Source organism: Candidatus Symbiobacter mobilis CR, assembly GCF_000477435.1.
GTDB classification, from domain to species: domain Bacteria; phylum Pseudomonadota; class Gammaproteobacteria; order Burkholderiales; family Burkholderiaceae_C; genus Rhodoferax; species Rhodoferax mobilis.
This window is the reverse complement of record NC_022576.1, coordinates 2,852,229-2,873,976: the sequence shown is the minus strand read 5'-3', so window position 1 is coordinate 2,873,976 and position 21,748 is coordinate 2,852,229. Positions and strand designations below refer to the sequence as shown.

Annotated in this window: 24 protein-coding genes; 10 read left to right on the top strand and 14 right to left on the bottom strand. The window is 61.5% G+C overall.

What is annotated here, in order from left to right:
• The first annotated feature begins 31 nt into the window (after positions 1-31).
• The 4 genes from CENROD_RS11785 to murJ all read left to right on the top strand — a co-directional run bounded on the left by CENROD_RS11785 (position 32) and on the right by murJ (position 3,563).
• Positions 32-964: a LysR substrate-binding domain-containing protein gene (locus CENROD_RS11785; RefSeq protein WP_041194794.1), complete on the top strand. Its 933-nt coding sequence runs from the start codon at positions 32-34 to the stop codon at positions 962-964.
• Positions 965-1,117: 153 nt separating this feature from the next.
• Positions 1,118-1,324: a hypothetical protein gene (locus CENROD_RS11780; protein WP_022776604.1), complete on the top strand. Its 207-nt coding sequence runs from the start codon at positions 1,118-1,120 to the stop codon at positions 1,322-1,324.
• A gap of 154 nt (positions 1,325-1,478) precedes the next feature.
• A complete protein-coding gene (locus CENROD_RS11775) occupies positions 1,479-1,910 on the top strand; it encodes a hypothetical protein (RefSeq protein WP_022776603.1) in 432 nt (143 codons plus the stop codon).
• A 72-nt stretch (positions 1,911-1,982) separates the two neighbouring features.
• Positions 1,983-3,563, top strand: coding sequence for a murein biosynthesis integral membrane protein MurJ (murJ, locus tag CENROD_RS11770; protein WP_022776602.1), 1,581 nt, complete (start codon positions 1,983-1,985; stop codon positions 3,561-3,563).
• A gap of 79 nt (positions 3,564-3,642) precedes the next feature.
• Here the strand turns inward: murJ and ppk1 are convergent, their stop codons facing one another.
• Positions 3,643-5,721 (bottom strand): polyphosphate kinase 1, encoded by a 2,079-nt coding sequence (gene ppk1 / locus CENROD_RS11765; RefSeq protein ID WP_022776601.1) that lies wholly within the window; start codon positions 5,719-5,721, stop codon positions 3,643-3,645.
• A 130-nt stretch (positions 5,722-5,851) separates the two neighbouring features.
• On the opposite strand from ppk1, the gene CENROD_RS11760 reads away from it, so the two are divergent.
• Positions 5,852-6,343: a hemerythrin domain-containing protein gene (locus CENROD_RS11760; RefSeq protein ID WP_022776600.1), complete on the top strand. Its 492-nt coding sequence runs from the start codon at positions 5,852-5,854 to the stop codon at positions 6,341-6,343.
• Between the two features lie 258 nt (positions 6,344-6,601).
• On the opposite strand, the gene dxs is transcribed toward CENROD_RS11760, so the two are convergent.
• The 3 genes from dxs to xseB are packed head-to-tail and all read right to left on the bottom strand — an operon-like array spanning position 6,602 to position 9,833.
• Complete coding sequence (gene dxs / locus CENROD_RS11755) at positions 6,602-8,473, bottom strand: 1-deoxy-D-xylulose-5-phosphate synthase (protein ID WP_022776599.1); 1,872 nt, start codon at positions 8,471-8,473, stop codon at positions 6,602-6,604.
• Between the two features lie 47 nt (positions 8,474-8,520).
• Positions 8,521-9,534, bottom strand: a complete 1,014-nt coding sequence (locus CENROD_RS11750) for a polyprenyl synthetase family protein (protein WP_041194790.1) — start codon at positions 9,532-9,534, stop codon at positions 8,521-8,523.
• 41 nt (positions 9,535-9,575) lie between these two features.
• A complete protein-coding gene (gene xseB / locus CENROD_RS11745) occupies positions 9,576-9,833 on the bottom strand; it encodes an exodeoxyribonuclease VII small subunit (protein WP_022776597.1) in 258 nt (85 codons plus the stop codon).
• Positions 9,834-10,147: 314 nt separating this feature from the next.
• Between xseB and CENROD_RS11740 the strand changes: the two genes are divergently transcribed.
• The 4 genes from CENROD_RS11740 (at position 10,148) to gmd (ending at position 14,466) form a co-directional block, all read left to right on the top strand.
• On the top strand, positions 10,148-10,813 hold the full coding sequence (locus tag CENROD_RS11740) for a protein-L-isoaspartate O-methyltransferase family protein (protein ID WP_022776595.1): 666 nt from the start codon (positions 10,148-10,150) through the stop codon (positions 10,811-10,813).
• 121 nt (positions 10,814-10,934) lie between these two features.
• Positions 10,935-12,248 (top strand): TolC family outer membrane protein, encoded by a 1,314-nt coding sequence (locus CENROD_RS11735; RefSeq protein ID WP_022776594.1) that lies wholly within the window; start codon positions 10,935-10,937, stop codon positions 12,246-12,248.
• Positions 12,249-12,258: 10 nt separating this feature from the next.
• Complete coding sequence (locus CENROD_RS11730) at positions 12,259-13,248, top strand: GDP-L-fucose synthase family protein (RefSeq protein WP_022776593.1); 990 nt, start codon at positions 12,259-12,261, stop codon at positions 13,246-13,248.
• 117 nt (positions 13,249-13,365) lie between these two features.
• On the top strand, positions 13,366-14,466 hold the full coding sequence (gene gmd / locus CENROD_RS11725; RefSeq protein ID WP_022776592.1) for a GDP-mannose 4,6-dehydratase: 1,101 nt from the start codon (positions 13,366-13,368) through the stop codon (positions 14,464-14,466).
• Here gmd and aroB read toward each other — a convergent pair whose 3' ends face one another.
• From aroB to CENROD_RS11690, 9 genes are all read right to left on the bottom strand, one after another.
• Positions 14,467-15,561 (bottom strand): 3-dehydroquinate synthase, encoded by a 1,095-nt coding sequence (gene aroB, locus CENROD_RS11720; RefSeq protein ID WP_022776591.1) that lies wholly within the window; start codon positions 15,559-15,561, stop codon positions 14,467-14,469.
• Between the two features lie 58 nt (positions 15,562-15,619).
• Entirely contained in the window at positions 15,620-15,841 is a 222-nt protein-coding gene (locus CENROD_RS13750; RefSeq protein WP_022776590.1) for a hypothetical protein, read from the bottom strand.
• A 4-nt stretch (positions 15,842-15,845) separates the two neighbouring features.
• Positions 15,846-16,148 carry a HigA family addiction module antitoxin gene (locus tag CENROD_RS11715; protein ID WP_022776589.1) on the bottom strand — a complete coding sequence of 101 codons (303 nt, stop codon included), beginning with the start codon at positions 16,146-16,148 and terminating at the stop codon, positions 15,846-15,848.
• A 12-nt stretch (positions 16,149-16,160) separates the two neighbouring features.
• Positions 16,161-16,376, bottom strand: a complete 216-nt coding sequence (locus CENROD_RS11710; RefSeq protein ID WP_022776588.1) for a type II toxin-antitoxin system RelE/ParE family toxin — start codon at positions 16,374-16,376, stop codon at positions 16,161-16,163.
• Between the two features lie 66 nt (positions 16,377-16,442).
• Positions 16,443-16,661 (bottom strand): DNA adenine methylase, encoded by a 219-nt coding sequence (locus CENROD_RS14435; protein WP_151194632.1) that lies wholly within the window; start codon positions 16,659-16,661, stop codon positions 16,443-16,445.
• A 177-nt stretch (positions 16,662-16,838) separates the two neighbouring features.
• Positions 16,839-17,066, bottom strand: a complete 228-nt coding sequence (locus CENROD_RS14430) for a DUF1156 domain-containing protein (RefSeq protein WP_022776586.1) — start codon at positions 17,064-17,066, stop codon at positions 16,839-16,841.
• Positions 17,067-17,068: 2 nt separating this feature from the next.
• Complete coding sequence (locus CENROD_RS11700) at positions 17,069-17,881, bottom strand: retron system putative HNH endonuclease (protein WP_022776585.1); 813 nt, start codon at positions 17,879-17,881, stop codon at positions 17,069-17,071.
• The gene (locus CENROD_RS11695) at positions 17,878-19,239 is read right to left on the bottom strand and encodes an AAA family ATPase (protein ID WP_022776584.1); all 1,362 of its coding nucleotides are present in this window, start codon (positions 19,237-19,239) and stop codon (positions 17,878-17,880) included. Before CENROD_RS11695 ends, CENROD_RS11700 begins: the two co-directional genes overlap by 4 nt.
• Positions 19,236-19,679 (bottom strand): protein NO VEIN domain-containing protein, encoded by a 444-nt coding sequence (locus CENROD_RS11690; protein WP_022776583.1) that lies wholly within the window; start codon positions 19,677-19,679, stop codon positions 19,236-19,238. The genes CENROD_RS11695 and CENROD_RS11690 overlap by 4 nt, the downstream gene beginning before the upstream one ends.
• Positions 19,680-19,801: 122 nt before the next feature.
• On the opposite strand from CENROD_RS11690, the gene CENROD_RS11685 reads away from it, so the two are divergent.
• Entirely contained in the window at positions 19,802-20,842 is a 1,041-nt protein-coding gene (locus CENROD_RS11685; protein ID WP_022776582.1) for a homocysteine S-methyltransferase family protein, read from the top strand.
• On the opposite strand, the gene pgeF is transcribed toward CENROD_RS11685, so the two are convergent.
• Positions 20,803-21,630 carry a peptidoglycan editing factor PgeF gene (gene pgeF, locus CENROD_RS11680; protein ID WP_022776581.1) on the bottom strand — a complete coding sequence of 276 codons (828 nt, stop codon included), beginning with the start codon at positions 21,628-21,630 and terminating at the stop codon, positions 20,803-20,805. The two genes, CENROD_RS11685 and pgeF, sit on opposite strands and share 40 nt — an antisense overlap.
• Between the last annotated feature and the right edge of the window lie 118 nt (positions 21,631-21,748).

Sequence of the window (21,748 nt, the reverse complement as noted above, 5' to 3'; positions counted from 1 at the left end):
CAGCGCATACCCAACCACCCCTAAGCAGATGGTGACCCTCACCGCGCTGCGCTATCTCGTTGCCGTCGCTGGCACCCGCCACTTTGGCAAAGCGGCCAAGGGGTGCCACGTCAGCCAGCCTGCCCTCTCCACCGCAGTGCGCAAGCTCGAAGAAGAACTGGGCATTCCCCTGTTCGAGCGCGGATCGACGGAAGCCACCGTCACCCCGATCGGGTTGGAAATCGTCCAGCAAGCCCGCGTGATACTCGACCAGGTGGCCCGGCTACGCGACATCGCCCGCCAGGGGCTTGATCCCCTCGACGGCCCGCTAACCTTGGGGGTCATCTACACCATCGGCCCCTACCTGCTCCCCGATTTGGTACGGCAGGCCTTGCGGCGGACTCCAACGATGCCGCTGGTGCTGCAAGAGCGCTTCACTGCCGACTTGCTCGACCTGCTGCGCGAAGGCAGCATCGACTGCGCCATCCTTGCCGAACCCTTTGCCGATGCGGGGTTGGCCGTGGCTGCGCTGTACGACGAACCTTTTGTCGCCGTCGTCCCTGCGGGCCATCCGCTGGCCAGGCAACCACACGTCACCAGCGAGCAACTCCAGCGCGAAAACATGCTGTTGCTGGGGCGCGGACATTGCTTCCGCGACCATGTACTGCAAGCCTGCCCGGAAACCGCCCCGTCCTACCACCCTGGGCTGCGCGGGCGCTTTGAAGGCTCTTCGCTCGACACTTTGCAACACATGGTGGCCGCTGGCATTGGCGTGACCCTGGTTCCCCGGTTGGGCGTGCCCCCCGGCGCCCTGGAACCCGGCTGGAACGACAACCCCCACGTTCGCTATCTGCCCTTTGGCGAAGCCCCGCCCACACGCAGGGTCGTGCTGTGTTGGCGGCACAGTTTTCCCCGCCATGCAGCCATCGCCGCACTGCGCAACGCCATCCATGCCTGTGCGCTACCGGGGGTGGCAAGGCTGTAGCGAAATGCCCGAGGCGCTCCGCAAACAGGTAACCAGGGAATCAACAGGGAATTGCATTCGACATATCCCACTCGTACACTTGCGTTATCCAAAATAACACAGTATTACCGCAAGTTATTCCCAGTTATTCCCAGTTATTCCAAGGAGACCACCATGAACGTTTCTTCTTCCACCACTCCCAGCGTCAACGCTGCAGCGCGCATACAACCCACGCAAGCCTTGCAGGCCAATGAATCCCGGCAAGACATGCGTACGCAACAAGATCGCCAGAACAGCGATACCCAGGCGGCCCGCAGCCAGGCTCCAGTCGTCAACGCCCAAGGGCAAACGACGGGCCGGATCGTGAACTTCACAGCTTGACGGCACAGCCTCACTGCACGGCATGGGAGCAACTGGGGGTTTTTCGCCAATTCGTTCTTGTGGTTCGTGCTTGTGGCTTGTGCCTATTGCATGGCTTATGCAAGCCGTGTAGGCCGATGGTTCTGCCACCGGGCTATTGCGGCGCCTTGTTGTCATGGCTGCCCTCACCTCCACCCAAGGTGCATCGACTTCGCTGCAAGTCAGCATGCTGCGTCAGCGGTTGGAAGCTGCGCGCCGCGAAGCTGCGCAAGCGCAGACGGAAGTCGATGATCTGCGCGAACGGGCCACCTCCGCAGAAAACCGGCTGCAGGAACGCAAAGAAACGGTCGGGTATCTGACCCGCCAACAGAGCGACCCCACCTATACCCCTCAGGGGTCGGCGCCTCGCAGTGCAGAGGGGGAAGCAGATTCCATGATGACTGCTTCAGCCCCCTCTGCCGCTTTTTCCTCCAGTACCCCCAAGGCTTCCACACTGTCTCCCAGTGAAACGGGAAAGCTTCTGGAAGGGGCCAATACCCTCCGGCGCACCAGTCTTTCCGCCCCAGGCAATGCGATGACTGGGCGACTGCTCGACACCACCGCCTGATTCGCATCCCTCGCCGTCGACGTGCGCGGCGCCTGCCACCGGCTGCGGTGGCATATTTTTTTCTGATCCAGGGTGAATCTGTTCCGTTCCGCCTCGCTGGTGTCCTTGTGGACGCTGTTGTCCCGCATCACCGGCTTGGCGCGGGAATTGTTGATTGCCTCGACTTTCGGCGCGTCGGCAATGACCGATGCTTTCAACGTCGCTTTCCGCATTCCCAATCTGTTTCGGCGCCTGTTTGGCGAAGGCGCTTTCAGCCAAGCTTTCGTTCCGGTGCTGGCCCGTTCCTGGGAGCAGGCCGGGGACGACGCAACGCAGGCCCTGACCGACCGTGTCGCTACCGTGCTGGCCTGGGCCTTGCTGGGGCTAAGTGTGGTTGGCGTATTGGCCGCTCCTGCACTGGTATGGCTCATGGCCAGCGGAATGCGCCCGCAGGGTTTCGATATGGCGGTGACGCTGACGCGATGGATGTTTCCCTACATCGCCTTTTTGTCGCTCGTCGCGTTGTGCGCAGGAATCCTCAACACCCGCAAACGCTTTGCCGTACCTGCGGCGACCCCCGTGCTACTGAACCTAAGCATGATCGCCGCCACCCTCTGGCTGGCGCCGTGGCTGGCCTTGCACCGCATCGAGCCGATCCACGCGCTGGCCGCCGGGGTGCTGCTAGGGGGAGTAGTACAACTCGTCATGCAAGCGATGGCGCTGGCACGGCTAGGGTTGTTGCCGCGCATCGCTTGGCGATGGACTGCGCTGCGCGGCGCATGGGCAGATACCTCGACCCAGGAGATTTTGCGGCTCATGGGCCCTTCGCTGCTGGGGGTGGGGGTGGCGCACCTGTCGATGTTGATTAACACACAAATCGCCTCGTACCTGCGTCCGGGCAGCGTGAGCTGGATCAGCTACGCAGACCGGTTGATGGAATTCCCGACAGCCCTGCTGGGGGTGGCGCTGGGTGTCGTGCTGTTGCCCCAGCTTTCCGCAGCGCACGCACGGGGCGATCGCGACGAGTATTCCGCCATGCTCGATTGGGGATTGCGCTGGGTGTTGCTGCTGGCCCTGCCCTGCGCCGTCGCGCTCGTCGTTTTTCCGTTGCCGCTGGCCGCAGTGCTGTACCACTACGGCGCGATGACGAATACCGATATCGAGCAGATCACCCGCGCGCTCGTCGGATGGGGGGTGGGGCTGGTCGGGCTGATTGCCATCAAAGTGCTCGCCCCCGCCTACTACGCTGGGCTGGATACGCGCACCCCGGTGCGTATCGCCATCATGGTGCTCGTGTTCACCCAGCTTTGCAACGCCCTGTTCGTTGGCTGGCTGGCCCACGCTGCGCTGACGCTCTCGATCGGACTGGGGGCGCTCGTCAACGCGGCCTTTTTGTTGGGTGGACTGGTTCGGCGCGGCGCGTACCGCCCCGCTGCGGGGTGGGCTGCGTTTGGGCTACGCATCCTCGTCGCCTGCGGGCTGTTGGCGGCGTTCCTGTACGGGGTTGCGGCGCATGTCGACTGGCTGGCGCTGCGCAGTGCGATGGGAATGCGGCTGGCCCTGCTCGCCGCCGCCATGCTTGCCAGCGGCGTGCTGTACTTTGGGGCGCTCCATCTGCTGGGGATGGATCTGCGGCCCCTGCTGCGCAGGTCGGTGCATGGCAAGGGCCAATGAGCGCTGCGCGGGTTGCGGGAATCGCGACTTCCGTCGCTTCTACAAAGACTGTGGCCGCCACCGGTTCTACCGATCCGCCTCAGGTGGCGCGGTACGTCGCCATGAGCTTGGCCTGGGCACCCTCGGCATCTGGAGCGGATGCCTGCACCGGCACGTAGCGCCCGTCGCCTTGCAGATCCCATGCATCGGCGCGGTCGTCCAAGTAGTATTGCAAGCACTCCTGCCGGATGCGCTCGCGCAAAGCGGGATCGTCGATGGGCCATGCGAGTTCGACCCTGCGCAACATATTGCGGTTCATCCAATCCGCGCTGGAAAGCAGCAGGACTTCTTCCTCCCCGGCAAGGAAAGAAAAGATGCGGGAATGCTCCAGGAATCGCCCGACGATCGAGCGCACACGAATGCGGTCGGTTTTGCCGGGAATCTGCGCGGGCAGCATGCACGCCCCGCGAACGAGAAGATCAATGCCCACCCCGGCCTGCCCAGCGCGCACCAGGGCGTCCATGAGCTTTTCGTCGGTAAGCGCATTGACCTTGACGATGATGCGGGCCGCCCGCCCAGACAGTGCAGCCTGCGCAGTGCGGTCGATCCATTCCAGCAGGTACCGTTGCAGGGAAAACGGCGCAAGGATCAGCTTGTTCAGTTTCGGGATGCGGCTTTGGTTCGAGAGCAAGGCGAACACGTTTTCCACGTCCGCCGTCACGTCGGGGCGGCTCGTGAGATAGCCCAGATCCGTGTACCCGGCAGCAGTGCGGGGGTTGTAATTCCCGGTCGACAGGTGCGCGTAACGGCGAATCCCCCGCGATTCCCGCCGAGACACCAGCAGCATCTTGGCGTGCGTCTTCAGCCCCACGACACCGTACACCACCAGCGCGCCGATCGATTCGAGTTGCTCCGCCCAGTGCAGGTTCGCTTCCTCATCGAAACGCGCCTTGATCTCGACGACGACCGTGACCTCCTTGCCCCGCTGCACCGCCTGCCGTAGCAGTTCCATCAGCGCCGAATCAGTGCCCGTGCGATAGATGGTCTGCTTGATGACGAGCACGTCGGGGTCGGAAACGGCCTCGCGCAAAAAAGCCAGCACTCCATCGAAGCTCTCGAAAGGATGGTGCAACAGCACATCACCAGCGCGCAGTCGCTCGAAGATCGAGGCATGCCCCAACAACCCACGAGGAAACGTCGGCTCGTAATGCGGAAACAGCCACCGTGGCTGCTGAACCAGCGCGATCAGCTCATGCATCCACACCAGGTTGAGCGGGCCTCGAATGGGGTATAGCGCCGAAGCTGGCAGCGCGAACTGACGCAGCAAGCCCTGGAGCAAGAACGGCGAACAGTCGGCAGACACCTCCAACCGCACGGACTGTCCGTAATTGCGGTGTTCCAGCCCCTGGCGCAGCGCGGTGCGCAGGTTCCTCGCGTCGGCCTCGTCAATCGAGAGATCCGAATGTCGCGTGACCCGAAACTGCGCGAACTCCACCACCGTGCGCCCGGTGAACAACTCCGGCAGATGGGCGCGAATCACGCTCGAAATCGTGACGGCAAGGATGCGCTTGCCACCGAGGCTCTTGGGCAGGCGGACGATCCGGGGCAAGTTTTTGGGCACCTTGAGGATGGCAACCTCGTTGACGCGCCCAAAAGCGTCCTTGCCCGCAAGACGGACGATGAAGTTGAGCGAACGGCTCGCCACCTGCGGAAAAGGATGCGCAGGATCCAGCCCGATGGGTAGCAGCAGGGGCCGCACCTCCCGGTCGAAATAGGCCTTGACCCAGCGTTTCTGCGCCGCAGAACGCTTGCGGTGCGGGATGATATGAATGCCTGCCTGCTCCAGCGCCGGAACGATGCGGTCGTGGTAGACGGCGTATTGCTCCTCGACAAGGCGGTGCGCCGCCGCAGACAAGGCGGCCTGCGCAGCGGGTTCGATCGCATCCAACGCAGCCTGGGGTTCGCAGAGCCGTACATACAACGCAGCGCGTACCTCGAAAAACTCATCGAGATTGCCTGCGACGATCGCCAGATACCGCACCCGCTCCAGCAGCGGAACATCGTCACGCTGCGCCCAATGCAACACCCGCGCATGGAAGTCGAGCAAGCTACGGTCGCGATCCACCCACTCCACAGGAACATGGGTGGGACGCTGTGGTGCGGGGACATTGGCAGCCATGGGGAAAGACCTTGAAGTACGTGATAGGGGGGGAATGGGACTACAAGGCTACAGGCTGATAATCCTTCATCGCTTCGCCCGCTTGCCATTCCAGCCAGCCGTTATTCCGTCTGCGCCCCAGGAGATTTTCATGCACTCTGTCGCCCCGCTCCAGCCTTTCGAAGCGCTTGATGCCTGCCATGTGCAGATTGCGCGGCATCTGGCAGCGCTCCATGACCTGCTCGACCACTTCGACGACATCCAGAACGACCCTGTCTGTCGCCAGCAAGTGGCCAACATCGAGGCTTTTTTCTCCGGCGTTAGCCGCGCGCACCACGCTGAAGAAGAGCGCAGCGTCTTCCCTACGCTGCTCACCAGCGAGAGCGCCGAACTGGTACATGCAGTACGGACCCTGCAACAAGACCATGGTTGGATCGAGCAAAACTGGCTGGAACTCGCGCCCATGCTGCGGGGCATTGCCCGTGACGAAGACTGGCCGGATCTGGAGCAGCTTCGGCATTACGTCGAAGTCTTCGTCACGCTGTGCCACGACCACATCACGCTGGAAGAAGCGCTGATTTACCCCGAAGCCAAATCCAGAATCGGGGAAGAACTGGCCCGGCGCAAGGCTCGCGCAGGCTGATCGTGCGGGCTAATCATGCAGGGTGCCTACCGCCGCCCGGCCGCCCGGCATAGGCCAAGGTACGCACGCATCTAGTCCGTAGAACCTATTCCAGTAGGGGCTGCGCCATCGCATTGCACGCGGCGGCGGTGCTCGGAATCCTCATGTACTGTCAGTACATTCCGGTTCCTGCGCTCCGGCGCCACGCACACTGCTTCGGCTCGCCTGCCTACTGAAATTGGTTCATAGTCGGAAAACCATCGCGACTTCTGTCCGCTCTTACACGAGCGCGCCGCGCCAGCGTCTTACGCTGGATTCGATCCCGGCCGCATCCAGCCCCTGTAACGCCAGCAGTTCCGCAGCGTTGCCATGCTCGATGAACTCGTCGCGCAGGCCCAGTTGCAGTACGGGGAGCATGGAACCAGGCTGCCCCATCGCCTGCAAGGCTTCGACCACCGCGCTGCCCGCGCCGCCCTGGATGCACCCTTCCTCGACGGTGACGAGAGCGTCGTGCTGGGCTGCCACCTCACGCAACAACTGCACATCCAGTGGCTTGACCCACCGCATGTTGACGACCGTGGCATCAAGCGCCTGCGCCGCCTGCATCGCGGGGTACAGCAGGGTGCCGAAAGCGAGGATGGCCACTGCCTTGCCTTGGCGCCGAATGTCGCCCCTGCCCATAGGCAAAGGTTCCAACCCTGGCTGGATCACCACCCCCGCCCCCACTCCACGCGGGTAGCGCACAGCCACGGGGCCGGACTGCGCAAAGGCCGTGCTCAAAAGCTGGCGGCACTCGTTCTCGTCTGCGGGGCACGCCAACGCGATGTTGGGAATGCAACGCAGAAAGGCGATGTCGTAGGCTCCGGCGTGCGTGGGGCCGTCCGCGCCAACGATCCCGGCGCGGTCGAGCGCAAATACCACGGGCAGATTCTGCAACGCCACGTCGTGGATGAGCTGGTCGTAGGCCCGCTGCAGAAAGGTCGAATACATCGCCACCACAGGCTTCAGCCCCTCGCAGGCCAAGCCTGCGGCAAAAGTCACCGCGTGCTGTTCGGCGATGCCCACATCGAAAAACCGCTGGGGAAAGCGCTGCTCGAACTCGACCATCCCCGAGCCTTCGCGCATCGCGGGGGTGATGGCCACCAGCCGGGAGTCGGCCTCGGCCATATCGCACAGCCAACGGCCAAACACCTGCGAAAACGTCGGAGGCGCAACAGACGCGGCGCGCTGCACCCCGACTGCGGGGTCGAAGCGCTCGGGGCCGTGGTAGGCCACGGGGTCTGCCTCGGCCAGCTTGTACCCCTGCCCTTTGCGGGTGACCACATGCAGCAACCGTGGGCCTTCGAGCTGTTTGATTTGCTCCAGCACGTCGATGAGCGCATCGACATCGTGCCCATCGATCGGGCCTACGTAGTCGAACCCGAATTTCTCGAAAAGCGTGACGGGCTTGACCATCCCCACGGCAGATTCTTCGAGCCTGCGCGCCAGCTCAAACAGGGGCGGCGCGCTTTTGAGAACTTGCTTTCCGGCCTGCTTGGCCGCCGCGTAGAACTGCCCGCACAGCAAGCGAGCCAGATACCGGTTGAGCGCCCCGACGGGGGGGCTGATTGACATGTCGTTGTCATTGAGTACGACCAACAAATTGCTGTTGGACACCCCCGCGTTGTTCAATGCCTCGAAGGCCATTCCGGCGGTCATCGCCCCGTCGCCGATCACTGCGACAGTGTGGCGTTGTTCCCCACGCAAGCGGCTGGCCAGAGCCATGCCCAGCGCCGCCGAAATCGACGTACTGGAATGCGCGGTGCCAAAGGCGTCGAACGGACTTTCAGCGCGCTGGGGAAACCCGCTCAGCCCCCCGCGCTGCCGAAGCGTGGCCATGCGCGCCTTTCTTCCGGTCAGGATCTTGTGGGTGTAGGTTTGGTGGCCCACATCCCACACCAGCCGGTCATGCGGGGTCTGGAACACATAGTGGAGCGCAATCGTCAGCTCGACGGTGCCGAGGTTGGAACTGAGGTGCCCGCCAGTGCGGGAAACGCTCTCGACCAAAAGATCCCGCAACTCCGCAGCCAAAGCCGGGAGCTGCGAACGCGGCAACTTGCGCAGATCGTCAGGGCTATCGATGCTGGTCAGAAGGGAACCGAAACTGGACATGGATGTTCACCAAAGCCGCCCCGCAGCGGCACCTCGCTGGCCTGTGGCTAACTCGCCCGATCGACCAGACGATGCGCCAACCCCTGCAAAAGACGGGTATCGGCCAATCCGCTGGAACCCAGCGCGGACAAGGCCTGGTCGCGCAAGGAATGCGCATACTGCGTGGCCACATCTACACCGAGGACAGACACGTAGGTCGGCTTCTGCTGCCGCGCATCCTTGCCGACGGTTTTGCCCAGAGTGGCTGTGTCCGAGGAGGTGTCGAGGATGTCATCGACCACCTGGAACGCCAAGCCTATGGCAGCGCCAAAGGACTCTAGCGCTGCAACGACGGCAGACGTCGTTTCCCCGCACGCGGCCCCCATTAGCACGCTGGCTTGCAACAAGGTGCCAGTCTTGCGCTCGTGCATGGCTCGCAAAGCAGGCTCGGCCAAAGGCTGCCCGATGCTGGCCAAATCGACGGCCTGCCCCCCCGCCATGCCCGCGCAGCCCACCGCACGCGCCAACAGCCTGCACAAGCGCGCTTGCCGCGCCACCGGAACGGTAGAACCCGTCGGAGTCAGCAGCTCGAAAGCCAGGGCCTGCAAGGCATCGCCAGCCAGCAAAGCCAGCGCTTGCCCAAATTGCACATGGACCGTAGGCTTGCCCCGGCGCAAAGTGTCATCGTCCATGCAAGGCATGTCGTCATGCACCAGCGAATAGGCATGTACCAATTCAACCGCACAGGCCGCACGCAAGGCAGACTGGGCGGGGTCTTCCTCCCGCTCCCAGCCCACTGCGGGAGCGCCGCGCCGCGCGACTTCATCCTCCCATTCCTCCGCAGGCAAATAGTCCTGCGCCAACCCACCGCGCACGGCATCGAAGGCAGCCAGCACCAACAGGGGGCGAATCCGCTTGCCTCCGTCGAGCACCGCGTAGCGCATCGCATCCACCAAAGCCACCAGCCCAGGATGATCCGCCGGGGCGCACACCCACTCGTACAACGCACGCTCCACCCGGTCACGCTGCTGCGCAATCCAGGCATCAAGGTCGCAAGGAGGCACCAGGGTTCCTGGAGTCACAGTCACGGGCACTGGAATGGGAGTCACTGGAATCACTGGGGTCACAGGGCTTCCGGAGTCCATGGCTTGGCCGTTCCCTGATCCAGCACGCGAAACTGTTCTTCGACTGCTTCCAGCCGCCCCCGGCAGTGGTGTACCAACGCACAAGCACGGCGGTATTCGTTGAGCAAGCGATCCAAAGGCAACTCGCCCGATTCCATCGACGCCACCAACCGCTCCAGCTCCCCTAGCGCGGCCTCATAAGGGGTACCGGGGGGTACGGGCTCGCACGCTGGGGACTGTGGGGGGGGAGCTTGCATGGGGAGGGATGTTCACATGCCGTTTCCAGCACATTGGTGGAATATGGATTCTGGAGTTCCGAAGCGTAGGGGATGTGGCATTCTACGAAGCTGAGGTTTCCGAGCCGTCACATACAAAAAACCTGCTGGGCTTGAGTCTTCCATGCTCTTCGGCAACAGACAAATCGCAGCTTCTGCTGCTCCTACAACCATGAAGACTTGCGCACAACCGTCAGCCGAACCCGAAAACCCAGGGATCGACTACCCTCCTACCTACAATCTCAAGGCTTTATTGGGGATTTTTCTCGCCCAATCCCCCCTTTTGGGAGTACCCGATGCCACTGCCCGATATTGAACGCGCACGCCACAACATGGTTGAACAGCAGGTACGCCCCTGGTCGGTGTCGCACCCGCAAGTGCTGCACTTGTTGGCGCACCTGAAGCGGGAAGACTTCGTTCCGGAGGCCTACCGCTCGCTGTCCTTTGCCGACATCGATATCCCCTTGCCATGCGGACAAACCATGCTGCGCCCCGGCGTACAGGCCCGTCTGCTGCAAGACGCCACGGTGCAGCCCGGCGACAAAGTGCTGGAAATCGGCGTGGGAACGGGCTTCATGACTGCCATGCTGGCGCGGATGGGCAGCAGTGTGCTGGGCCTGGAAATCCACCCCGAGCTGGCCGCCATCGCCGAAGCCAACTTGAGAAAAGCCTGCATTCACAACGTCACGATCCGCCAGACCGATGGCGCTCGGGGTGCCGAGCTGGACGCTCCCTTCGACCTGATCGTGCTGGGTGGTTCCGTTGCCGAAGTTCCCCAGGTTCTGCTGAACCAACTCAAGCCTCATGGCCGCTTGATCGCCATCGTGGGGGAAGAACCCGCCATGCAGGCGCAAACCATCACCCGCTCTGGCAATACGCGCTGGGACGCCATCACGCATTGGGAAACTTCCGTCCCCCGTCTGCTGCGCTTTCCCCAAGCCTCTCCGTTTCGTTTTGCATGATCCAGGGGCGCCGCGCCCAGTCTTCTGCCTGGGCAGATTCGGTGCGTTACCTTGGTCCTCGTCCTCGTCTCGGGTGTTCCGAGTCCTTGTTCTTTTTCGCCCCAACCGTGGGTGCCTTGCCATGAAATGGTTCTCTTCCCTGACCTTGGTGGCTACCGCCGCCTTCTCCGTGCATGCTGCCGACCTCACCACGGCATACAACCTTGCCAAGGCTCATGACCCCGCCTACCGCGCTGCGCGGGCCACGCACGATGCCAACGTGGCGCAAGGAGCACAAGCGCAATCGGCAGTGTTGCCCTCCGTGCAATTGACCTATGGCGCCAACCGGACGAATGTGTCGAGCGATGTCGCTGCCTTCGACCGGGGCGGGTATGGGGCACGCACCGCCACGCTCTCGGCATCCCAGCCGCTATACCGTCCCGCAAACGTCGCCACAGCGCGCCAAGGGGAATTGCAGCAGGAACTGGCGCAGACGCAGTGGCAGGCCGCGACGCAGGATCTACTCGTTCGCGTCAGCCAGGCCTATTTCGACGTGCTTGCCGCGCAGGATAGCCTAGCGCTGGTGCAAGCGCAGAAGAAAGCCGTTGCCGAGCAACTGTCCAGCGCGCAGCGCAATTTCGACGTCGGCACCGCGACGATCACCGACACACGGGAAGCGCAGGCGCGTTTCGACCTCGTCATCGCCCAGGAAATTGCCGCAGAAAACGCATTGCGCATACGCCAGATTGCGCTCGACAAGCTGACGGGTACGGCAGACACCACCGTACAGCCGCTATCCCCACAAGCTACCCTGCCCGCCATCGCGCCAGCCGACATGGGCGTGTGGGTCGACACCGCCCGCTCTACCCACCCGACGGTGCGCCAAGCCCAATGGGGGCTGGAGATCGCCCAACTCGAACACCGCAAGGCAACAGCCGCTGACTTGCCTACCTTGGACTTGACCGGAAGCTATTCCGTGACACGCAACGATGGTTCCACGCAGACCGCGCAGGACTACCGCAACAACGTGACCTATGTGGGACTGCAAGCCCAATGGCCGGTATTCGCCGGGTTTTCGATCCGCAACCGGATACAGGAAACCGTCTCACTCGAAGAAAAAGCGCAGGCAGACTTGCAGTCCGCCTTGATCGGGGTCGAACAGGCCACGCGCACGGCCTACCTCGGCTTGCAAGCTGGCATGAGCCAGGTACGTGCGCTCGAAGCCGCGCAAACATCGGGCCAAAGCGCCCTGGATGCCACGCGCACCGGGTACGAAGTCGGCGTGCGCGTCAATGTCGATGTGCTCAACGCCCAAAGCGTGTTGTTCGACACGCAAACCAAGCTCTCCCAAGCGCGCTATGACGTGCTGCTGGGGCACCTGCGGCTGCGCCAGGCTAATGGTTCGCTGCAAGAAAGCGACCTCGACGCCATCAACGCGCTGCTGGCCAAGCCCTGAGCCTTCCCCCATGACTGCGACACATCACCCCAAAATCTATGTCGCCGGCCACCGGGGCATGGCGGGTAGCGCCATCGTCCGCGCACTGTTGGCGCAGGGCACGCCGCAACAGTCGATCCTGACCCGCACCCACGCCGAACTCGACCTATGCAACCAACAGGCCGTCGGGGACTTCTTTCGTACAGCAAAGCCAGACGTGGTGTACCTGGCCGCTGCCCGGGTGGGGGGGATCTGGGCCAACAGCCACTACCCCGCAGACTTTCTTTACCAGAATTTGATGATTGAGGCCAACGTCCTCGACGCAGCACACCGGAACGGGGTGCAGCAGCTTCTGTTTCTGGGGTCGAGCTGCATCTACCCCCGCATGGCCCCGCAACCAATGGCGGAGGGCGCGCTGCTCACCGGAACGCTGGAACCGACCAATGAACCGTACGCCATCGCCAAGATTGCCGGGATCAAGCTCTGCGAAAGCTACCAACGCCAGTATGGGCGTGACTACCGCAGCGTGATGCCGACGAACCTCTACGGCCCGGGGGACAACTACCACCCCGTCCATAGCCACGTCATCCCGGCCTTGATTCGGCGCTTTCACGAAGCCAAGATCGCAAGCAGCGCACAGGTTGTCATCTGGGGTACCGGCACTCCCCGGCGCGAGTTTCTGTATGTCGACGACATGGCCGCAGCCTGCGTCTTCGTCATGCAGCTCGACCTGGCCACGTACCGGCAACACACCACGCCGATGTGCAGCCACCTGAACGTGGGCTTTGGCAGCGACTTGCCGATTGCAGAGTTGGCGCAGACGATTGCTGAAGTCGTGGGCTACAACGGAAACATCGTCTTTGACCCCACCCAGCCCGACGGAGCGCCGCGCAAATGGATGGACAGCAGCGTGCTGCACAACCTGGGCTGGCGCCCCCGCGTGGGCCTGCGCGAAGGGCTGGCGCTGGCGTATGCAGACTTCGTTCGCAGCCATTGCGGTGAACCTGCGCACACGGTGTAATAAACCTGCTTGCGTGCTGCTGCACCCTGCCCTCACCCCCTGCCCCTCTCCCGGTGGGAGAGGGGAATGTTAGAACCGCCCTTTCCCGCTCGGAAAGGAGAGTCACGGAGAAGCCCCATGCCCCAACCCAAAGTCGCGCTCGTCACGGGCATCACCGGCCAAGACGGCAGCTATCTGGCCGAATTCCTGCTTGAAAAGGGCTACATCGTCCACGGTATCAAGCGCCGCTCCAGCCTGTTCAACACGCAGCGCGTCGATCATGTCTACCAAGACAGCCACCACGGGAACGGTCGCTTCACCCTGCACTACGGCGATCTGAGCGACAGCAGCAACCTGACCCGCATCGTCCAGCTCACCCAGCCCGACGAAATCTACAACCTCGGTGCGCAGAGCCACGTTGCCGTCAGTTTTGAAAGCCCCGAGTACACGGCAGACGTGGATGCGCTAGGCACCCTGCGCCTGCTGGAGGCCATCCGCTTCCTGGGGTTGGGCGCCAAAACCCGCTTTTACCAGGCCAGCACCAGCGAGCTGTACGGTCTGGTGCAGGAGACGCCCCAACGCGAAACCACCCCCTTCTACCCCCGCAGCCCCTACGCCGTAGCCAAGCTCTATGCGTACTGGATCACCGTCAACTACCGCGAGGCGTATGGGATGTACGCCTGCAACGGCATCCTGTTCAACCACGAAAGCCCCCGGCGCGGGGAGACTTTCGTCACCCGCAAAATCACCCGCGCCCTGGCCAATATTTATGAGGGGTTGGAAGACTGCCTGTACCTGGGCAACCTCGACGCCCTGCGCGACTGGGGCCATGCCCGCGATTACGTGCGGATGCAATGGCTGATGCTTCAGCAGGAACAACCCGAGGACTTCGTCATCGCCACCGGGGTGCAATACAGCGTGCGGCAATTTGTCGAGATGGCCGCGCAGGCGCTGGGCATGTCGCTGCGGTGGGAAGGCAACGGCGTAGACGAAGTGGGGTACTGGAACGACCGCCCCGTCGTGCGCGTAGACACCCGCTACTACCGCCCCACCGAGGTAGAAACCCTGCTGGGCGACCCCACCCTCGCCCGCGAAAAACTCGGGTGGACGCCGGACATTCCCATTGAGGTACTGATCCAGGAAATGGTCGACAACGACTTGGCAGAAGCCCGCAAAAACGCCTTGTTGCGGCGTAGCGGCTACACCGTCAACCTCAGTTCGGAACGGCAAGCGCCGTAATCACGAGCCCCCAAGCACCGCACGCACCGCTGCGTCCGGCGCTTGCCGCACCACAGCACAGCCGGGCCGCTCGATGAGCACAAAGCGAATCGCGCCCCCGGCAGCTTTTTTGTCGCGGCGCATCAGTTCCAGGTAGCGCCCAGCGTTGTCTGCCTCGTCGAGCACGGGCAGCGCCGTAGGCAGGCCCGCCCGCTGCACCATCTCCGTCAGCCGAGTGACAAAGCGCTCGTCCACGTACCCCAGCCGATGCGACAAGCGCACGGCCTGCACCATCCCACTGCCCACGGCTTCCCCGTGCAGCCACGCGCCGTAGCCCATCCCCGCTTCGATGGCGTGGGCAAAGGTGTGACCAAAGTTCAGGATTGCGCGCAGGCCCGATTCGCGCTCGTCCTGCCCCACCACTTGCGCCTTCAGCTCGCAACTGCGCCGCACAGCATAGGCCAAGGCTTGCGGGGAGCGGGACACCAGCGCATCCAGGTTCTGCTCGATCCAGTCCAGAAACACCGCATCGGCAATCGGGCCATATTTGATGACCTCGGATAGCCCTGCAGCCAGCTCACGTTGTGGCAAGGTCGCGAGCGTGTCCAAGTCGCAGACGACGCGCACTGGCTGGTAGAACGCGCCGATCATGTTCTTGCCCAGGGGATGATTCACCCCGGTCTTCCCCCCGACGGAGGAATCGACCTGCGCCAACAACGTCGTCGGCACCTGGACGAAAGGCACCCCACGCATGTAGCACGCAGCGGCAAAGCCGGTGATGTCCCCCACCACGCCGCCGCCCAGCGCGAACAGCACGGTGCTGCGATCGCAGGCGTTTCGCAGCATCACATCGAAGATCGCTGCGATGCTGTCCCACGTTTTGTATTGCTCGCCATCGGGCAGGGTGACGGTATGCACCACGGGAAACTGCGGCCCCAGCGCACGCTCCAGCCGCTGACCATAAAGCGGGCCAACAGTGGTGTTGGTGACGATGACCGCCGCACTGGCCGAAGGAAGATGCGCAAAGCTCGACGGATCGTCCAGCAACCCCGAGGAGATCACGATGGGGTAGCTGCGGTCGGCCAGCTCGATGGTGACGGTGTGGGAAGGATGCATGGCGTGGTGGGCGCTCAGGGCAATTTTGATATGTGATGGGAAAGCGGAATGAACGAACTCACACTGCAGGTACGAGCTTGTGTGTGGATGCGTCCGTGGGCGTTGCAAAGGCTTGCTCGGCCAGTTCACGCTTGCTCTGCAGCAGCAATTCGATCTCGTATGGTGTCAGTCGGCGAGGCCTGGGGTTCATGCCAATCAAATCAATCAGATGCTTCGTGGCAGGTGTGAGCGAGCACCATGCGCTGGGGTCGTTCGAGTTAACGGGCGCAAGATTGCTCATGCATTCAGGCTGCTTCCAGCACCCGCACGTCTTTCAGGCTGTCTTTCAACGCCACCTGCGCGATCTTCAAATCGTAAGCCGACTGCAGGTTGAGCCAGTACTGCGGCGTTTGCCCCAGTGCGCGACCCAGGCGCAGCGCAAGTTCTGCTGTGACAGGGCGCTGGCCTCTGAGCAGGTGCGACACGCGCATGGGCGAGACACCAATGGCTTCGGCAAAGGTGGTCTGTGTCAGCCTCAGCGCAACAAGTATTTCGTGCAGAAATTCCCCTGGGTGAATGGCGGGAAGTCCATTGTCCAAATTTTTCATGGTGTTAGCTCCTCAGTGGTAGTCCACGATATCCACGTCGTACGCATTGCCGTCCTCAAACCGGAAGCATATGCGCCACTGGTTGTTGACGCGGATGCTCCATTGGTCTTTGCGGTCGCCGCTCAACAACTCCAGCCGGTTCGATGGGGGCAAGCGCAAATCCTGTACGTCCGCTGCGGCATGCAATTGGCACAAGCGCATCAACGCACGTTGGACATAGGCGCGCATCGTAGCCAGCAGCCATTGCGCCTTTTCCGCTCGTTCCCACGCTGGAGCGTGGGAACGAGGGGGAATTCAAAAATTGTGTGCATACGGTAGCCCAGAGGTAGAGGGTTCCCAAACCACTGGCCCCACCGGCGCACGGCCCGCAAAGCGCGGCGGAATTTCGATCATCGCCTTGTTGATGATCACCGCTACGGGGTTCAGGTCGCTGGCGTAGCTCTCCAGCCCTAGGCGCTGCGCCTCCAAAGGCAGCGCGCCCCCACCGGCAAAGGGATCATGGAAGGCGGGCAGTTTGTCCGGGTTGAATAACGCAGCCGCATGGAGGTGGTTCTTGTTGAGTTCGCAGGTCTAGCGCCACGAGCGGCGGATCTCGGTGCGGGCACGCTTCAGCACCTCTTCGTTGTTCGTGTTCTCCCACTGCACCAAGTCTTCCATGAGTTGGAACAGACGTTCCCGCTCGATGGCAGCTTATTCCTTGTTCACCCCGCGCCCCAGGTGGCGCTTGTAGCCGGGGTCATTGACCATCTGCGCAAAGATCACCGCCCGTGCCGCTGCCAGCGGCCGCCGCGCCCACCAGAGGTGCAGCGTGGACGGGGGGCCGTGGCGAATGGACTTTTCCCGCGCAGCGGCAACGTTGATGGCATCAAGCGGGAGAGCAACTTCGATGAGTTTTTTGGGGGTTTTGATGGGAATCACGATCAGCCCTGATAGCCAAGGTTTGCCAAATACGTTTCGGCGGCTGTACCGAGGCACAAACGGATAGTGGAAAAGAATCCCGGCCAGCGTTGGCGCAGGTAATGGGCGGCCAAGTTGCCCAAGCCCTGGTGCGCAGCAAATCCTGCCATACGTTGCTTTTTCTTGTTGCGCTCGATATCTCTGATGATGGTCAGCCTTGCATTGCAAAGTCGGTCACAGTTGAGATTGAGCATATCTATCGTGTGTTGTACCAGGGTTGGCACGTCAGCATGACGATTACCAGGCCAGATGGGCAGGACAGCACAGTGGTCGGGGTCGGGCAGAAGTCGTCCAGTACTCATTTCCAGACGGAAAAGACTGGGGAATGCTGGGATTGCAGCAGGGTCAAGAATCCATCCTTCGCATTGTTCTTGCAGCCTCCCTACCTGGATCATTCGGTTCTTGTGGGTGTCGCAGCTTAGGTTTTCAGCCAATGGCTCATGGACATAGGGCGCAGACGCAAACCTGTAAGAGCCGCCCGCGCAAACGGCCAATAAGTTATTCCAGTCCAAGGCCCAGTTGTGCGCCTGAGTAATATCAGACTTGGGATGGAAGTGCTCCACCCTGCATTGCAGCGGATCGTTATCACAGATATCGATTTCACAGAATGCACAAATTCCACCTTGGCCTGCGATCAGTTTTTTCCGGCTTTCTTCGTAGGCAGCCGGACCATCGTGCATTGCATCGTCCCGCATTTGTTGCCAAGTGCAGAATGGGTTGGCATGACGATAGTTGGTGAGCTGGATAGGCTCTGGCTGTCTGCGCACCCGTTTCATATTCCCAGCTCCCACTTGCGGTTTTCGATACGTAAATCAGCTTCCAACAATGCTGGCTCGTTGCCTTGGTAACGGGCATTTAGCTTTTCACGCAATTCCAGGGCGTGCGGAGAATTCCATTGGTCTTTGTCGACCAAGGCGAGATATTCCTTCAGCTCCTGAGTCGCTGGATTGGCGGGGGGGCGCACTTCATGTACACCCAGCACCTGCTTGAGCATGCGCTCTGGTTCCGCTCCTTCCGTTCCGGGCGGTGCGGAATAAATCTGGTTGTCTTTCAGTATCCGAATGCATTCGGAAGGGATTGTGGTTAGTACCTGGGGACTGTGGGTGGTAACGATGAATTGCGTATTCCTGAATGTGCGTCGCAGATCGCCTAGTACCCGCTGCTGCCATTTCGGATGTAGGTGCAAATCCACTTCATCTATCAGTACGATGGCAGGTGAATCCAGTGGGTCAGTACTATCTCTGCCTACTCCTGTGTCGTACTCATAAGGTGGATTGGCCTGTGCTAATCGTCTTGCCAAGTCCATAACCAAACCCAACATGACGCGGTAGCCATCACTCAACTGGCCAATTCGGAGTGTGAGCTTGCTTCCGTCATCAAGTGTTCTGTCTATGACGAACCTGAGAGGGCGAATTTCCGTTCGAGGGCGACTGAATCCTGGCAGCATGGATTCGATGGCCTTCCGGACCGCATTCAGCTCGGGCAATGTATAACCAAAGTTCTTATATTCCATCTGTTTACGACGCTCCATATCCTCCATGGCGTTAAACCATTCAAAAACCTCCTTGAACCCTGCGTTAGGATTGAGCGCCGATACCAGGCTTTCAAACCGCGAATATTCCTTGCGAAAATTTCTTCTGCGCTGCACCTCATCAAGGATAGCGCGATTTGTTCCATAATACGCAATAACAGGCATGGAATAACCTTCATTGCCATTATGTTTATCAATGAGGCTGTCCGCAAATTTGTCGATTTGTTTGTAGCCCGCATTGAATCTTTCAAGATCAAGAATTGACGAAATAATTTCCTTGATTGTCTTGTCCGAAGAATCCCGTTTTTTTCCATTCGACCATTGAATATATTCACCGGAAAAGCCGTTTACATGTATCCAGTAATGAACGAATGGTGAACGCTTTTCATTTTCCAACATTCGTAGATCAGTATCCTTGAATGACACACCCTTGATTTTTGGTAATTTGGTCAGCAACCGGCCAAAGGCTATGGCGATTGCATCCAGAATGGAAGTTTTGCCGATGCCGTTTTCTCCAACGATAACCGTCAGGAAAGGGTCAAATTTGATATGAGCTACCGAAAACGAGCGGAAATTTTGTAGATATAGTTCCTTGATTTTCATCTTTCTTCTCCAACCTTTTTGGCCTTGTTCAAGAGTTGAGCGATATCCAGGTTGCTGCTGTACACAGCCCAATCCGGCTCCTGCGCAAAGGGCTGACGAATGTAGAACGGCCCTTCGTACTGTTCACCGTCGACGATCACGATGGCCAGGATGAATTTGCCGGCCTGATTCAGACCGTAGAGGATTTCGTTGCGCGTGACCGTGATCGTGGTCTGGCCTTTGGCGCGGCCCTTGACTTCGATGTGGCGGGACGTTGGCAGACGACCGTCGAGAGCCTTGGGGATGCTGGTCACGTCCCAGCCGCACTTCTGTGCCGACACGTCGAGCACCTCATTCCCCAGTACACGTTCGGCATCCATCACTGCGCGCATTGTGATCTGCTCGACGCAGATGCGTGCAACGGCATCAGCCGTCCAGCCCGGCTGGCCTTTGCGCTGCATCAACTGCATATTCCGGTGAACGTGACCGCCGGGCACAAACCCCGTCCACTACCATCCAGCAGCCTCCATGATGCCCCCAGCCCCACCAACCCCATCACCCCCCACCTCCTACCATGCCCCGGATGCCAAACCACCTTTTTCCCCCCTATACCCGCGCAACACCATTGCCCGAGTTGCTCCAGCAGCGCATCCTGGTTTTGGATGGCGCGATGGGCACCATGATCCAGCGGCAGAAGCTCGACGAAACCCAATTTCGGGGGGAATTGCTGCGTGATTGGGCTGGCGCCGTGCAAGGCAACAATGAGTTGCTAAACCTGACCCAGCCCCATGTCATCGCCGCGATCCACGCCCAGTACTTGGAGAGCGGTGCCGACCTGATCGAAACCAATACCTTCGGCGCGACGTCGATTGCCCAGGGCGACTACGGGCTGGCCCACCTGGCGATAGAGATGAACCTTGCCGCTGCGCGCCTGGCGTGCGAGCAGCGCGACCGGTTCTCTACGCCGCAACGGCCCCGCTTCGTACTCGGCGCCATCGGGCCTACGCCCAAGACTGCGAGCATCAGTCCTGATGTCAACGACCCCGCCACACGCAACATCACCTTTGAAGAACTGCGCCAGGCCTACCTGGAACAGGCGCGTGCCCTGGTGCAAGGTGGGGTCGATGCGCTGCTGATCGAAACCATCTTCGATACGCTCAATGCCAAGGCAGCGATCTTTGCGATCGAGGAATGCTGGGAGGAATGCGGGGAGCGCCTGCCCGTGCTGCTGAGTGGCACCGTGACCGATGCCTCCGGCCGCATCCTGAGCGGGCAGACCGTCTCCGCCTTTTGGTACAGCGTGCGCCACGCACGCCCCCTGTGCGTGGGGCTGAATTGCGCGCTGGGCGCCGCGCTGATGCGCCCTTCGCTGCAAGAGCTGCACCGCGCCGCGCCAGATGTGTTTTTGAGCTGCTACCCCAACGCCGGTCTACCCAACCCGATGAGCGACACCGGCTTCGACGAAAAGCCCGAAGACACAGGCCGTCTGCTAGGCCAGCTTGCCCAGGAAGGGCTGCTCAACGTAGCTGGCGGCTGCTGCGGGACGACCCCCGAGCACATCCGCGCCATCGCCGAAGCCGTTGCCTACCTGCCCCCACGCACGCTGCGGGCAGCCTCTGCGTAGCCAACGTCGCAAATCCACACTGCCACGGCGATGCGCCCGCAGACAGCATCCCGCCGGTACGAATAAAACCGCGCGGGGTTGGCGTAGGTACACCACGGCTTTGACGAATCGTTGCCATCGATGCGCGTCACCCCCAGCGCGCCCAACCGTTGGCGCACGAGTGCAGGCAAGTCCACTTGCCAAGTCTCGGGGGAAAGCTGGCGCATGTGCGCAGCAGCGTCGGCGTGGTAGGCCAAGACGTCGTCGCACACTTCCTTGCCGACCTCGAAGGCCTCCGGCCCGATGCAGGGGCCGATCCACGCGACAACATCCTGCGCAGTACACCCGCCGCGTTCCATTGCTGCGCGAAGGCTGGCATCGACCATGCCCACGCCGTCCTTGCCGACGAAACCGCGCCATCCCACGTGCGCAGCCGCCACCCAACGCCCCTGCCGATCCGCCAACAACAAAGGCAGGCAGTCGGCCACCATCACCGTGCATGCCATGCCAGGCAGCGCGGTCCAACTCGCATCCGCCGTGCATCCGTCGGGGGTTTGCGCATCCAGCGTTAGCACCTCCAACCCATGCACTTGCGACAAGTACACCGGCTTGGCCGCGATCATCCCTTGCAGCGCAGCGCGGTTTGCCATGACGGCAGCGTGGTCGTCCCCCACGTGGTCGGCGAGGTTGCACGTATCAAAAGGTGCCTGCGATACGCCCCCGGCGCGCGTCGTGCACACAGCACGCACCTGTGCCGGAGCCTGCCACGCGGGAACAATCCAGTCCGAGGGAAAAGAAATCATCGCCATGCCTATACCTCCCATGTCTTCATCCAGTCTGCCAACAAGGGTTCCTGCCAGGGAACCCGAAACCCGTAGTCTGGCACGATCCACTTCTGTTCCCGTACTATGCGCCACAGCTTTTCTA

Excerpts from the sequence above, each read along its gene's own strand:
- CENROD_RS11780 (WP_022776604.1), top strand. The coding sequence starts at position 1,118 with ATGAACGTTTCTTCTTCCACCACTCCCAGCGTCAACGCTGCAGCGCGC.
- CENROD_RS11775 (WP_022776603.1), top strand. The coding sequence starts at position 1,479 with ATGGCTGCCCTCACCTCCACCCAAGGTGCATCGACTTCGCTGCAAGTC.
- ppk1 (WP_022776601.1), bottom strand. The coding sequence starts at position 5,721 with ATGGCTGCCAATGTCCCCGCACCACAGCGTCCCACCCATGTTCCTGTG.
- CENROD_RS11760 (WP_022776600.1), top strand. The coding sequence starts at position 5,852 with ATGCACTCTGTCGCCCCGCTCCAGCCTTTCGAAGCGCTTGATGCCTGC.
- dxs (WP_022776599.1), bottom strand. The coding sequence starts at position 8,473 with ATGTCCAGTTTCGGTTCCCTTCTGACCAGCATCGATAGCCCTGACGAT.
- xseB (WP_022776597.1), bottom strand. The coding sequence starts at position 9,833 with ATGCAAGCTCCCCCCCCACAGTCCCCAGCGTGCGAGCCCGTACCCCCC.
- CENROD_RS11740 (WP_022776595.1), top strand. The coding sequence starts at position 10,148 with ATGCCACTGCCCGATATTGAACGCGCACGCCACAACATGGTTGAACAG.
- CENROD_RS11735 (WP_022776594.1), top strand. The coding sequence starts at position 10,935 with ATGAAATGGTTCTCTTCCCTGACCTTGGTGGCTACCGCCGCCTTCTCC.
- CENROD_RS11730 (WP_022776593.1), top strand. The coding sequence starts at position 12,259 with ATGACTGCGACACATCACCCCAAAATCTATGTCGCCGGCCACCGGGGC.
- gmd (WP_022776592.1), top strand. The coding sequence starts at position 13,366 with ATGCCCCAACCCAAAGTCGCGCTCGTCACGGGCATCACCGGCCAAGAC.
- aroB (WP_022776591.1), bottom strand. The coding sequence starts at position 15,561 with ATGCATCCTTCCCACACCGTCACCATCGAGCTGGCCGACCGCAGCTAC.
- CENROD_RS13750 (WP_022776590.1), bottom strand. The coding sequence starts at position 15,841 with ATGAGCAATCTTGCGCCCGTTAACTCGAACGACCCCAGCGCATGGTGC.
- CENROD_RS11715 (WP_022776589.1), bottom strand. The coding sequence starts at position 16,148 with ATGAAAAATTTGGACAATGGACTTCCCGCCATTCACCCAGGGGAATTT.
- CENROD_RS11710 (WP_022776588.1), bottom strand. The coding sequence starts at position 16,376 with ATGCGCGCCTATGTCCAACGTGCGTTGATGCGCTTGTGCCAATTGCAT.
- CENROD_RS11700 (WP_022776585.1), bottom strand. The coding sequence starts at position 17,881 with ATGAAACGGGTGCGCAGACAGCCAGAGCCTATCCAGCTCACCAACTAT.
- CENROD_RS11695 (WP_022776584.1), bottom strand. The coding sequence starts at position 19,239 with ATGAAAATCAAGGAACTATATCTACAAAATTTCCGCTCGTTTTCGGTA.
- CENROD_RS11690 (WP_022776583.1), bottom strand. The coding sequence starts at position 19,679 with ATGCAGCGCAAAGGCCAGCCGGGCTGGACGGCTGATGCCGTTGCACGC.
- CENROD_RS11685 (WP_022776582.1), top strand. The coding sequence starts at position 19,802 with ATGCCAAACCACCTTTTTCCCCCCTATACCCGCGCAACACCATTGCCC.
- pgeF (WP_022776581.1), bottom strand. The coding sequence starts at position 21,630 with ATGGCGATGATTTCTTTTCCCTCGGACTGGATTGTTCCCGCGTGGCAG.